Here is a 12,977-nt window from a genome sequence, read left to right as displayed (position 1 = left end):
AAATGATCTGGGAATCAATATCTTGAAGACATTAATCCGAAATGCACTTCTGCTGCTATGCTGCCTCGGTTTTTCTCTCTCTGCCGAGCCCTTGAGTGATAAGGGTAAGGGCCTTGACACACAGGTCGAGGATCTGAAAAAGGCTGTGATCGAGCTCAATCGAGAACTCTTCATCCTGGAGGAGGAGCTGCTGTTCCCAGGCAATACCCAGGTATCGATCTTTCTCTCCCTGGATATCGGCAACTATTTTAAACTTGACTCTGTGCAATTGCATATAGACAACAAGGAACTCACCAACCACCTCTATACCGAGCGGGAGGTGAAGGCACTGCAACGGGGTGGTGTACAACGCCTCTACCTGGGGAACATCAAGTCGGGTGAACATGAACTGGTTGCCTTCTTCACAGGGGTAGGTCCGAAGGGAAGAGATTACAAACGGGGTGCGACTGTCAGCTTTAGCAAAGGGATCGGCCCGAAATACCTGGAACTGAAAATCGTCGACAGTGTCGCCCTGCAACAGCCGGACTTTGAAATCCGGGAGTGGGAGTAATACGGGTGCTATCCGGCCTGACCTCCCGCATTCTTCTCACGCTCTCACTCGCCACACCTCTCTGCACAACTGCGGATATAACTACCGGCGAGCCTGAGGAACTGCGTGATCTGCACTATGGCGACGCCCTGTTTCAGCTCTATCAGCAGAACTATTTTCCCGCTATCGTTCGCCTTCTTGCCGCCAGAAAACAGGGATTGATGCAGGCCTATGCGGATGAACCGGAGTTGCTACTCGGCGGACTCTATCTGGCCTATGGCATGCCGAATACGGCAGAAGGACTGTTCAACAGAATTCTGCAAAACAGCAAATCTCCGGAAGTGTTGAACCGCGCCTGGTTACAGCTGGGCAAATCCCGCCATCGCCGGGGTAACATGAAGGCTGCAAAAAGCGCTTTAAACCAGATCGATGAAAATCTGAAGCCTGAAGCCAATGACGAAAAGCACCATTTAAGCGGACTTATCGGCCTACTGCAGAAAAACGAATCTGATGCGCTCGCTGACCTCAACAAGATTTCACAGCAAAGCGAATGGACATTGTATGGCCGTTACAATCAGGCCATCGCTTACCTGCGCAACGATCAACCAGAGAAGGTATTGGCCTTGCTGCAGGAGATCGGTAGCGGGATTGATGAAAATGATGACAATGAAGCAAAGTCCATCAGGGACAGAGCAAATCTTGCCTTGGGTTACCTTTTCTTGGAGCTGCAGCAACCGGCAAATGCACAACAGGCGCTACAACGTGTCCGTCTCAAAAGCCCGGCCAGCAGCCAGGCGCTGTTGGGTTTGGGTTGGGCTTCACTCCAATTGGATCAGCAGGAGCAGGCGCTGCCCCCGTGGCAACTCCTCGCTGAACGCAATGCCAGTGATCCGGCTGTGCTGGAGGCAAAGCTCGCTATTCCCTATGTACTCTCTCAGCTGGCGGCCGAACAGCAGTCGTTGCAGGGTTATCGCGATGCCATCGCAACCTATGACGCCTCGCTCACTCAACTGGATCAGCTGCTCAGCCAAGTAAGAGATGATACGTTCCCTGACAATCTGCTAGTCGATAACGACACGGGAATCGATTCACCAAAGCGCTCGCTGTTGTCCTATCTTCTCTCCGGCAATGCCTTTCAGGAACGACTGCAGGACTACCGCGACTTGGGCCACATGGAGAAAAATCTTCAGCAGTGGCGGGAAAAAATCAGTTCATATCGCACAATGCTCAGTAACCAGTTGGTGGCATATAACCAGAAACTGCCTCGTGTTGACGAACACCTGAAAGGAGAGAATCTGAATCAGGTCGTTGACAGAAAAGAGCAGTTAAAGAGACTCTACGAACAGGTTGCAACAACAGAAGAACCGCCATTCGCCCTTGCCAACCAGCAGGAGAAAGCCTGGATTGAGCGAATCAATAAAATCAAACGGATCATTAAACAACACGACACTGGCGGACGACTGGCTCCTCAAAGAGAGATGGCGCGTTTGATGGAAGGTATTCTCACCTGGCGGATAGCCACTGAACATCCCGCCAGAGTCTGGTCATTGAAGAAACAGATGATTGAGTTGGAACAAAACATTGAGACGGCACATCAAAAGGAGAGCGAATTAGCCAAGGCCCGCGCCGAGGCCGAGGGGCGATTCGATGCGTTCTCCAGCCGTATCGAACAACTCGAGAAGGCTCTGCCGGGGCTTCATCGGCAGGTCAAGGCATTACGGCAAGACGAAACCGAGCTGTTGCGGGAGATGGCACTTGAAAGACTCGAACAACGGCGCAGCCTGATCAACAACTATCTTGTCCAGGCCAGATTCGGCGTCGCCAACCTGCTGGATATCAGCAGTGCAAGAGCAGGGGAGGAGAAATGAGGCTGTCACTCTCGATTTCTCTACTCGGCATCGCTCTCTATGGGTGTGCAAACCTGCCGATGGCAGGCAAATCGAAATCCGATGAACCCACCCTTGCGGATATTCAAAAGCAACCGATAAAAGTTGAAAAACAGGTGCTCACCCCCACAGACCGTAACGAAGTTATAGAAAATTATCGCGCCATCCTGGAGTTGAATCCCGATCAACGACTCAACAGCGAAGCGACCCGTCGTCTGGCGGACCTCGAACTGGAGCGCAGTGAAACCAAACTGTTGCAATCATCGGACGAGCCTGTCCCCAGCGATGCCGAGTTATCCAAGTCGATCAAATTGTATGAATCCTTGTTGCGTAAGGATCCGAACTATGCGTCACGGGACCTGGTACTGTATCAACTGGCCAGGGCATATGAGCTGAAAGGTGACATAAACACCATGATGCTGACCCTGCGTGCCCTGGTCACACAACACCCCGACAGCCCCTATTGGCAGGAAGCACAGTTCCGACGTGGTGAACATTTTTTTGTCGTACAGCAGTTCAACCGCGCCGAATCGGCATACAAAGCCATTCTTCAGCAAAGCAAAGAGACACCCTACTACGATCGGGCGCTTTTCAAACATGGCTGGTCACTGTTTAAACAGCGAAATATCGAACAGGGACTCGATTCATTCACACAGTTACTTGATCGAAACCTGAAAGAGAAGCAGCAGATTGATGTCGGCAAACTCTCTCCTGCAGATCAGAAGCTGCTGAAAGAGACCATCAGAGTCATCAGCCTGACCTTCTCTGAACTCGGTGGCGCAAAGCGTATCAGCCGATATTTCGACAGTAAGGGTCACCGCAATTATGAGTACATGATCTATCAGGGACTGGGTGACCTCTACCTTAAGCAGGAACGCATCCAGGATGCGGCAGACGCCTATCTGGCCTTTGTGGACCTCTCCCCGGACCATCCCCAGTCACCGCGCCTGTCAGTAAAAGTCGTCGACATCTATACCGAGAATGGCTTCCCGAGACGCGCCATCGAAAGTAAAAAATCATTTGTCCAACACTACGCCGTAGGGAGCGATGCCTGGAACAAACAGGATGGAAAGAATCAGGCCTGGTTGAATCAGCAATTGAGGAACTACCTGAAGGAGCTTGCTGAATACCACCATGCATTGGCCCAGGAATACAAAAAAAGCAAGGATAGGAAGATCGCTGCGCAACAGACGAAACAAGGCGCCGAAGCTGCCCGCTGGTATCGGTTGTACCTGGATACATTTTCCGATGATCCGACTGCGGGCAGCATCAGTTTCCTGCTCGGTGAATTGCTGTTCGAATTAAAAAAATATCCTGAAGCCGTCATTGCCTATGAAGACAGCGCATACCGTCTGCCGACCCATGACAAACAGGCTGAAGCGGGCTATGCCGCCCTCCTCGCCTACGCCGCTCAGAGTAAACAGCTGGCGGAAGACAAACGGGAGGCTTGGCGCCGGCAGGGTGTCGAGAGTGCCCTGAAATATTGCGATATCTTCCCCAAGGATCCGCGCAGAGCCGCGGTTTTGACTGAGGCGGCTGATCAGCTGCTGCAGCTCAAGGATGCTGGACGAGCCCGGGGTGCCGCGTTGCAGGTTGCCAATCAAACCCCACCTGCCGAGAAAAAACTGCGACGCACTGCCTGGACAATAGCCGCACATGCCGCGTTCGAGCAAAAGGACTACCCGGCTGCCGAAACCGCCTATCAACAGGCTCTGAAGCTGCTACCCGGCAAAGCCAAGGAGAAAAAACTCCTTGAGGAGAGGCTGGCTGCGAGCATCTACCAACAGGGTTCGGCATTACGCTCCCAGGGCAAGCACAAAGGGGCGGCTCAAGCCTTTATGCGTATTGGGAAACAGGCACCGAAAGCAGAGATATTGTCCACTGCAGAATATGATGCCGCCGCCAGCCTGATCGCTGCAGGAGACTGGGCTGGCTCGGTTAAAATCCTGGAATCCTATAAGGCCAAATACCCGAAAAGCGAGTTAATACCGGAGGTCAACAGTAAACTGGCTGTCGCCTACATGGAGACCAAGCAACCACTCAAGGCGGCAGCGGAACTGGCGACTCTGTCCACCCAGGCATCCTCCCCCGAAATACGCCGCGAGGCCGGCTGGCGCTCTGCGGAGCTGTATGAAAAAGCGGGCAAAGAGAAACAGGCGATTGCCGCTTACAAAAGCTATATCAAGGCCTTTCCGGCTCCGGTTGAACAAGCGATGGAGGGCGGACAAAAACTGGTTGAGCTTTACCATAAGAGAGGTGAAAAGGGTAAGCGGGACTGGTGGCTGAAAGAATTGATCAAGATCGATGCAGGTGCTGGAAAGCAACGTAGTGACCGCACACGCTACCTGGCGGCTCAAGCGTCTTTGCAACTTGCTGAGGCAAACATGAAGCGTTTCCAGGGTATTAAGCTGAAGGCGCCACTGGAGAAAAATCTGAAGCGTAAAAAACAACAGATGCAGACTGCCATCAGCGCCTATAAAAAGGCTATCAAGTATGGTGTGGCCGAGGTCACGACCAGTGCCACCTACCAAATCGGTGAAATGTACCGGCAGTTCGGGACAGCCTTGATGGAGTCCGAGAGACCGAAGGGATTGAATACGGATGAATTGGAGCAATACGAGATCCTGCTGGAAGAGCAAGCCTTTCCGTTTGAAGAGAAGGCGATCTCGCTCTACGAATCAAATATCGAAAGAGTATCCAGCGGAATCTATGACGAGTGGGTAAGAAAGAGCTTCAATGCACTGGCAAAACTGTTACCCGGGCGCTATGCAAAACAGGAGAAGCGGGAGGCGTGGATCGATGCAATCAATTAGTATCCATCCACGCAACTGGACAGGCGTCAGTCTTGTCTCAGGTATGATCTCAATTTTCCTGCTTCTTTCGGGTTGCAGCACCACGACCACTGCAACTAAAGATGAGGCCAGGCCTGCAATCAGTGAGGTTGGGGCTGACCAGTCGAGCAGCGCCGACCCGCAACTGCAAAAAAGATTCGATGCGGCTGTTGCGTTGATGCGTCAGGATAAAATCGACAAGGCGAAACTGAACCTGCAGGCATTGATCGATCAAAATCCCCGATTGCCCGGTCCCCACATCAACCTGGGAATCATACAGCTGAATGAAGGCGAACCGGCCAAGGCCGCAGAGTCATTTACCACAGCCCTTGAGTTGAAGCCGGACAGCCTGCCCGCCCATAACCAACTGGGTGTCGCACTCAGGATGCAGGGAAAGTTTCAGCAGGCGGAGCAGACCTATCGCACGGCCCTGAAAATCGAACCCGATTACCTGCTCGCTCACCGTAATCTGGGAATCCTTTACGATCTTTATCTGAGCAGACCCGAACTGGCGCTGCAGCACTATAAGCGGTGCCAGGCATTGGGCGACACGAACGATAAGGAGATTGGCGGCTGGATTCTGGATCTCGAACGACGCATCAAGTCATCAAAATAGCGGAAAGCGGATATGATGAATAAGCAACTTAAAAGCGTGTTGATGATAGCGATGACTGTGTTGTTGCTGTCGTCACATAATCTGCATGCGGAACAGCGTCTCGACCTGGAAGGCACGGCCATCTTCGGCAACAAAGAGTCGCCCAATATACTCTATGTAGTGCCCTGGCGTTCGGCCAAGCGCCTCACCAATATGATGCCCCCTGAAACAGGTCGCAGAGATGAGCTGTTTGCTCCGCTGGACCGTGATGTATTTCGCAGACAGATCGATTGGTACCAGACATTCAGTGAAAAACCGTAAAGAATCTATTGCTCGGTGCCGCATGACTGAAACAACCCGATTTCTTGCATCAGATGTGTGTTTTTATCCACCACTGGATGCATATATTTACAGCAAACCGATATTCAGGCGTTAAACAACGGAGAATCCTATGGAGCTCATCGACCCCATCATCCGATTTTTTCAGGAAGGCGGACTCTTTATGTACCCTATCCTGCTGATCTTTGCAGGGGGCGTGGCGATAGCCATCGAACGCTGGGTCTTTCTGACCATACAGACCGGCAGCAACAAGCGCACCTGGAGAAAGGTCCTGCCCCATCTCAATGACGGCGACTTCAAGTCCGCCATGGAGACCGCCAACAAATCCAAGACCGCCATCGGCACCATGTTGACTTACGGCCTGGCACGGGCACGTACCGCCAGGCGCCGGGACGATGTCGAGGTGGCCATGGAGGAGGGATTGATGGAGGCGATCCCACGGATGGAAAAACGCACCCACTATCTCAGCACGCTAGCCAACATCGCTACCCTGCTCGGCCTGTTGGGCACCATCATAGGTCTGATTCAGGCCTTTACCGCCGTCTCCAACGCCGATCCCGCGGAGAAGGCGGACCTGCTGTCAGCCAGTATCTCGGTAGCCATGAACACCACCGCCTTCGGGCTGATGGCGGCCATCCCCCTGTTGCTGGTGTATGCCGTGCTGCAGAGTAAGACCACCGCCATCGTCGACAGCCTGGAGATGGCCTCGGTGAAATTTCTCAACATCTTCAGCGAACAGGCATTCAGCACACGGAGCAAGGCATGAGAGAACGGCTGAGGCGCCATCGACAGGGGGAAGAGCTGAACATTACAGCCTTCCTCAACCTGATGGTGATCCTGATTCCCTTTTTGTTGATCACCGCCGCGTTTTCCAGGTTCTCCATTATCGAGCTCTATCTGCCCCCTGCCAGTGAAGGCACCCTGAAGGCGATCAAAGAGCTTCAGTTGGAAGTGATCATCCGCCCCGACAGCCTCGAAGTTGCGGATCGGGAAGGCGGCCTGATCAGACGCCTGAAGAACACCCCGGATGGTTACGACGTGAAAGGTTTGAACGAGCTGCTGGTGCAGATCAAGGTCCGCTTTCAGGATAAACGCAATATCTTCATCCTGTCGGAACCGAATACCAGATACGAAACCATGGTGCAGGTGATGGATGCCGTGCGCATGACAGAGAACATGGAAGCCGGCACCCTCGTTCAGTATGAATTGTTCCCCGATATTGCGTTGGGCGATGCCCCACCGGTAGCCGCACAGAAACAGGATGAAGGTAACGCATCATGAAGATGTCACGCCGGGCAAAACGCATGGATCGTCATCATCGGCGAAACAAAGGCCATGCCATACTCAACCTGGTCTCCCTGATGGATATCTTTACCATCCTGGTCTTCTTCCTGTTGGTCAATTCCGGTGAGGTTCAAGTGCTGCCCAACGCAAAGGCATTGAGCCTGCCCGAGTCGGTGGCAAGCTTGAAACCACGCGAGACCCTGGTGGTGATGGTCAATCACAATGAGATCCTGGTACAGGGACACCGGGTCATGGACCTTGCGCAACCCTTGCCCAGCGGGACCACGCTGCCCGCCTTGAAGAGTGAACTGCAGCGTCACGCGGAGAGATCCAAAACGAGCAGCCTGGAACCCTTCAGGGGCAAGATCACCATCATGGGTGAGAAGACGATCCCCTACACCCTGCTGAAGCGCGTCATGGCAACCTGTGCCGAATCTGAATACCCCAATGTCTCCCTGGCGGTATTGAGAAAGAGTGAAAAGCCCAATGGAGGACAGCCGTTGTGAGCGCCTCCTATCGACACTCCACCTATCTACCCTGGTACACGGCATCCGCCGACGAGCGGCGATTTCAGATCATTGCCCTGGTGGTACTGATCATCGCGCTGCTGTCAGGCACCCTCGTGCCGATGATCGAGCTGCCGGAAAAAGAGCGTTTCAAGAAACAGACCCTGCCGCCCCGGCTGGCGAGACTGATCCTTGAGCAGAAGAAAGAGCCGCCGAAACCGAAAAAGATCGTCAAGAAGAAGCTGCCGGAACCCGAGAAGAAAAAACCGGAGAAGAAGAAGCCGGAAGAGAAGAAGAAACCCGAACCGCAAAAGCCGCCGGAAAAACAGGTGGCGAAGAAAAAGCCGACTAAAGAGGACGCGCGCAAGAAAGCGGCAAGCGCGGGCCTGCTGGCCTTCGCCGATCAATTGGCCGATCTGCGCGAAGAACAGATCGAATCGAGTGTCAAGGGTGTACAGAAACTATCGACTACCGGTAAGAAGACATACCGCAGCCAACGTTCGATCATCTCGTCCGGTGTCGCCAGTGGCAGTGGCGGGATCAATACCGCCGCCCTGAGCAGTGAGACGGGAGGCGCCGGACTCTCAGGACGCCGAACGACCGAGGTGCAGAGTAGCGCCATCAGCGAGGAGACGAAAGCGGCGGCCCGCGGAAAGGGCAAAGGCAAGAATTTCAAAGGGAACCGTACCCGTGAAGAGATACAGGTGGTCTTCGATCAGAACAAAGGGGCTGTCTACGCACTCTACAATCGCGCCTTGCGGAAAGATCCCACACTGCGTGGCAAGGTAGTGTTGGAGTTGACGATAACACCTGCCGGAAAGGTGACCAGGTGCGTCATACTTTCATCCGAGCTGAACGATAAGAAACTGGAACGCAAATTGGTGTCACGTATCAAGTTGTTTAAGTTTCCCGCCAAGGATGTTGATACCGCGGTGGTCTCCTATCCCATCGATTTTCTGCCCTCTTGATGCATCGATTGTCCACCTGTGACAGCGTTTCGCTTTGCAGGCGGTTGATGATCTCCGGTTTACTCAACAGCCCCTAGTCGAATGGCTGATGCGCTGTGAAAGAGCAAGCCGCAAATGGACGCCAATCACCGTCAATGAGCACATATATTTCGGCGATGAAATTCGGAAGAATGATGTGGAGTATTCATAATCACCTCCTGCTGTTGATAGCGGTTACCTGCTGCGCTCTGTTTCAGCCGCTGCACGCTGCATGGATCAGTGGAGAAGAGGCGATCATGGGCACCAAAGTCAGTGTCCAGTTATGGCACCAGGACAAAAGCCAAGGCGAGGCGGCGGTTCAAGCCGTCATGGAGGAGTTTAGGCGCCTGGACAAAAAACTGAGCCCTTATATCGAGCACAGTGAGCTCGCCCTCGTCAACCGCATGGCCGCAAGCGAACCTGTGGTTATCTCGGAGGAGTTTTACCGCCTGCTCGAAACCTCCCACGTATACTCCGAGCTGACCAAAGGCGCCTTCGATATCACCTTCGCCTCCATTGGGCACCGTTACGACTATCGCAAGGGAGTAAAGCCAAGCGATTCGACGATCGACACTGCCCTGCCCCTGATCGACTATCGCAATATTCGACTGGCCGCGGCTAACCGCACGGTCTCGTTCGAAAAGCCAGGCGTGCGCATCGACCTCGGCGGCATCGCCAAAGGCTACGCCGTCGACCGGGGCATCGAACTGCTGCAACAGAGAGGCATCGGGCATGCGCTGATCAGCGCCGGTGGAGACAGCCGCCTGCTGGGCGACCATCGCGGCCGGCCCTGGCACATCGGCATCCAGGCACCGAGGGACAAGGAACGCATGGCCGCCATGCTACCCCTTGTCGACAACGCCATCTCCACCTCAGGTGATTACGAACGCTTCTTCGAACGTGACGGCGTACGCTACCACCACATCATCAGCCCCAAAACCGGGCGCTCCGCCGGCACCCTGCAGAGCGTCACCATCATCGGCCCCAACGCAACCCGCACCGATGCCCTATCCACCAGCGTCTTCGTGCTTGGCGCGGAAAAAGGTATGGCGCTGGTCAATCGTCTGGAGGATATCGATGCCGTGATCATCGACGAAGATGGGGAAATGATTACTTCGGATGGCTTTACAGATGCGGGCTCACAATAAACCTTGCACCAGATTTATTGAATGAATTTCGTGAATCATAAACATCATGGATAAAAGCATAGTTACAGATTACTTATCACGACGTATTGCCTGAATAAAATCTCAATTAACGGTAAGTGAAATTCTGGAATCGGCTAAAACTAGACCTTTAGCAATTGCTGATATAGGCTGCCAGATAGTTTTTACTCTGATCCCAAACTTGTTGTTCGTATCTATGGACCAATCGGCAGCGCCTCCACGGTTGACTTGACGGGGGAAGAGGCGATGGATAGGGTCTTAGCCAGAGTGATTACAAGCATCAAGCAAGCGTATGAAAACTGAGTTCACCGGCATTCACCATACCGCCTTTGCCACCCACGACATCGAACTGACGGTCAAGTTCTGGCGAGATCTGCTGGGGATGCGCCTTGTCTATGCCTACGGCTCACCCGGCTACCGTCAGTACTTCTTCCTCGTCTCCGGCAATAACCGCATCTCGTTTTTTGAGTGGCATGATGTGGAACCCGTTCGACCACGTCGACACGGTGATCCGGTGAAAGGATCGTTCATCTTCGACCACATTGCCATCGGCGTGGCCGACAAGAATGCCCTCGGGGAGATAATGTCCCGCCTGGATGCGGCAGGATTCCACTGCTCGGATATTATCGATCACGGCTGTTTCTTGTCGATCTACTCCTACGACCCTAACGGCATTCCCATCGAATTCAGCTGTGAAGTCCCAGGTCATGATCTCTTCTGGAACCCGGTCATGAAGGACCTGGCTGCGACCTCTGGCTTTCTGACTGAGCCGAACCCGGTACCAGGTCAATGGCCAAAACCGGAGCCCGTGAGCGAAGAGGAGCGTATCATCGTCCCCGGGGAGGGCAAGGACTTCTTTCCGGAAATCCCCGATAGGACTCCCCAATCAACTCAGACCTCGGCGGCGGAGGGCGCCATGCAGGTGCATGATGTCATGCACCGCGGTGTCTATACCACTACAGAGAATGACACCATTCGATCGGTAGCGGAAACCATCGCAAGCGAGAAGATCAGTGGACTGCCGGTGGTTGATGATAATAACCGGCTTGTGGGCGTCATCTCGGAGAAGGATATCCTCAAGGCCCTCCTGCCCGGCTATACCCAGTTTCTAGATGATCCTGCCCAGGCCCTGGACTTCCAGGCGATGGAATCCTCATATGGTGGCGTGCTGCAGAAGAGTGTTGGTGAGTTGATGTCTCCCTCAGTCATCTCCATCGAGATTGACGCCCCCGTCATGAAGGCGGCGGCACAGATGGACCTGCACGGTTTTCGTCGCATCCCCGTGGTAGACCAGGATCGCCGGCTGGCCGGGATCATTAGCCTCAGTGATATCCATCAGGCGATTTTCGTGCGTGAACTGGAAGACGCCCCTGACCGCTGAGTTACCCTAACCAGCAACGGGAAGACAGCTTCTAGAAACGATGCCCTGCCGCAACAGGGGCGGAGTCACTGCCCAGGACTTTTAGCGTCAGAGTAACAACTCGGTTTGGTCCGTTCAGGTCGCAAAATAGACATTTGCTCCCGAAAATCATTTGTCTATTAAGCAATGCGTAGATGATGCATGGTCTAAGAACACTTCCCCCACTTGATCCCCCGCTTTTCATAAAACAGCTGAGTATACTCCTGTAGTGTCCCACTCTCGATCGCACTCCGTAGGTCGCACATCAACTTCTGGTAATAATAGAGGTTGTGAATGGTATTCAACCGCGCCCCGAGGATCTCGTTGCATTTGTCCAGGTGGCGCAGATAGGCGCGGCTGTAGTTTTTGCAGGTATAGCAATCACACTCCGGATCCAGTGGGCTCTCATCGTATTGATGGGCCGCATGGCGGATACGCACTACTCCCTGATGGGTGAACAGGTGGCCGTTTCGCGCATTACGGGTCGGCATCACGCAGTCGAACATGTCGATGCCCCGATGCACCGATTCGACGATGTCTTCCGGTGTGCCTACTCCCATCAGGTAGCGTGGCTTGTCCAGCGGCAGCCGCGGGCCTAGAAAATCCAGGATGCGCCAGCGATCCGCTTCGGGTTCGCCCACCGAGAGGCCGCCGACCGCATAGCCATCGAAGCCGATCCCGATCAAACCCTGCAGGGATCGATCGCGCAACTCATCGAACATCCCGCCCTGGACGATACCGAACAGGGCCGACGAATTGTCGCCGTGTGCGTCGCGACTGCGCGCCGCCCAGCGCAGCGAGAGTTCCATCGACACCCTCGCCTCCTCTTCCGTTGCCGGGTAGGGGGTACACTCGTCGAAGATCATGACGATATCCGAGCCAAGCTCCCGTTGCACCTGCATCGACTCTTCAGGGCCCATGAAGACTTTGCTGCCGTCGATGGGCGAACGGAAGGTGACCCCTTGCTCGGAGATCTTGCGCATCTCCCCCAGGCTGTAGACCTGAAATCCCCCCGAGTCGGTGAGAATCGGTTTCTCCCAGTGGGCAAAACCATGCAGGTCGCCATGCTTACTGATCACCTCGGTTCCGGGTCTGAGCATCAGGTGGAAGGTATTGCCGAGTATGATTTCGGCACCCAAATCAACCAGCTCCTCTGGGGTCATTGCCTTGACTGTCCCGTAGGTGCCAACGGGCATGAACGCAGGGGTTTCGACGGTTCCTCTGTCGAACTGCAAGCGACCACGCCGTGATTGCCCATCTGTTTGAAATAGCTCGAATTTCATAGGATTTCTTATAAAGCTTCCAACACACCCCGGCTCATTGGAAAACCTGGCTACGGTGCATTGTAAAATTCTGTGATGACATTCGGGTTTTCCCTAATTAATCTTGACAGAACCATAATTATATTAGAAAATGTTTATGTGCTGATCATTTATCAGCACTTTTCACTCCTCCA

At 53.8% G+C, this 12,977-nt stretch carries 12 protein-coding genes; 11 read left to right on the top strand and 1 reads right to left on the bottom strand.

Going from position 1 to position 12,977, the window contains the following annotated elements; translation table 11 throughout:
* Positions 1–22 precede the first annotated feature (22 nt).
* The 11 genes from CODIS_RS00460 to CODIS_RS00410 all read left to right on the top strand — a co-directional run bounded on the left by CODIS_RS00460 (position 23) and on the right by CODIS_RS00410 (position 11,503).
* Complete coding sequence (locus CODIS_RS00460) at positions 23–550, top strand: AraC family transcriptional regulator (protein WP_069120186.1); 528 nt, start codon at positions 23–25, stop codon at positions 548–550.
* Positions 541–2,397 (top strand): tetratricopeptide repeat protein, encoded by a 1,857-nt coding sequence (locus tag CODIS_RS00455; protein WP_154722953.1) that lies wholly within the window; start codon positions 541–543, stop codon positions 2,395–2,397. Before CODIS_RS00460 ends, CODIS_RS00455 begins: the two co-directional genes overlap by 10 nt.
* Positions 2,394–5,228 (top strand): tetratricopeptide repeat protein, encoded by a 2,835-nt coding sequence (locus CODIS_RS00450; protein ID WP_083220450.1) that lies wholly within the window; start codon positions 2,394–2,396, stop codon positions 5,226–5,228. The genes CODIS_RS00455 and CODIS_RS00450 overlap by 4 nt, the downstream gene beginning before the upstream one ends.
* Complete coding sequence (locus CODIS_RS20315; RefSeq protein ID WP_162420060.1) at positions 5,215–5,862, top strand: tetratricopeptide repeat protein; 648 nt, start codon at positions 5,215–5,217, stop codon at positions 5,860–5,862. Before CODIS_RS00450 ends, CODIS_RS20315 begins: the two co-directional genes overlap by 14 nt.
* Positions 5,863–5,874: 12 nt before the next feature.
* Entirely contained in the window at positions 5,875–6,162 is a 288-nt protein-coding gene (locus CODIS_RS00440; protein WP_083220448.1) for a hypothetical protein, read from the top strand.
* A gap of 130 nt (positions 6,163–6,292) precedes the next feature.
* Positions 6,293–6,946, top strand: coding sequence for a MotA/TolQ/ExbB proton channel family protein (locus CODIS_RS00435; protein WP_069120179.1), 654 nt, complete (start codon positions 6,293–6,295; stop codon positions 6,944–6,946).
* Positions 6,943–7,461, top strand: coding sequence for an ExbD/TolR family protein (locus CODIS_RS00430; RefSeq protein WP_069120170.1), 519 nt, complete (start codon positions 6,943–6,945; stop codon positions 7,459–7,461). Before CODIS_RS00435 ends, CODIS_RS00430 begins: the two co-directional genes overlap by 4 nt.
* Positions 7,458–7,970: an ExbD/TolR family protein gene (locus CODIS_RS00425; protein WP_069120167.1), complete on the top strand. Its 513-nt coding sequence runs from the start codon at positions 7,458–7,460 to the stop codon at positions 7,968–7,970. The genes CODIS_RS00430 and CODIS_RS00425 overlap by 4 nt, the downstream gene beginning before the upstream one ends.
* Positions 7,967–8,938 (top strand): AgmX/PglI C-terminal domain-containing protein, encoded by a 972-nt coding sequence (locus CODIS_RS00420; protein WP_069120157.1) that lies wholly within the window; start codon positions 7,967–7,969, stop codon positions 8,936–8,938. The genes CODIS_RS00425 and CODIS_RS00420 overlap by 4 nt, the downstream gene beginning before the upstream one ends.
* A gap of 170 nt (positions 8,939–9,108) precedes the next feature.
* On the top strand, positions 9,109–10,104 hold the full coding sequence (locus CODIS_RS00415) for an FAD:protein FMN transferase (protein ID WP_069120862.1): 996 nt from the start codon (positions 9,109–9,111) through the stop codon (positions 10,102–10,104).
* 310 nt (positions 10,105–10,414) lie between these two features.
* Positions 10,415–11,503, top strand: a complete 1,089-nt coding sequence (locus CODIS_RS00410; RefSeq protein ID WP_069120152.1) for a CBS domain-containing protein — start codon at positions 10,415–10,417, stop codon at positions 11,501–11,503.
* A 185-nt stretch (positions 11,504–11,688) separates the two neighbouring features.
* Here the strand turns inward: CODIS_RS00410 and tgt are convergent, their stop codons facing one another.
* Positions 11,689–12,804 (bottom strand): tRNA guanosine(34) transglycosylase Tgt, encoded by a 1,116-nt coding sequence (tgt, locus tag CODIS_RS00405; protein WP_069120147.1) that lies wholly within the window; start codon positions 12,802–12,804, stop codon positions 11,689–11,691.
* Between the last annotated feature and the right edge of the window lie 173 nt (positions 12,805–12,977).

This window comes from Candidatus Thiodiazotropha endolucinida (genome assembly GCF_001715975.1).
In the GTDB taxonomy this organism is placed as follows: Bacteria; Pseudomonadota; Gammaproteobacteria; order Chromatiales; family Chromatiaceae; genus Thiodiazotropha; species Thiodiazotropha endolucinida.
The sequence above is the reverse complement of the archived record's forward strand: the minus strand, read 5'-3'. Positions and strand labels throughout refer to the sequence as shown.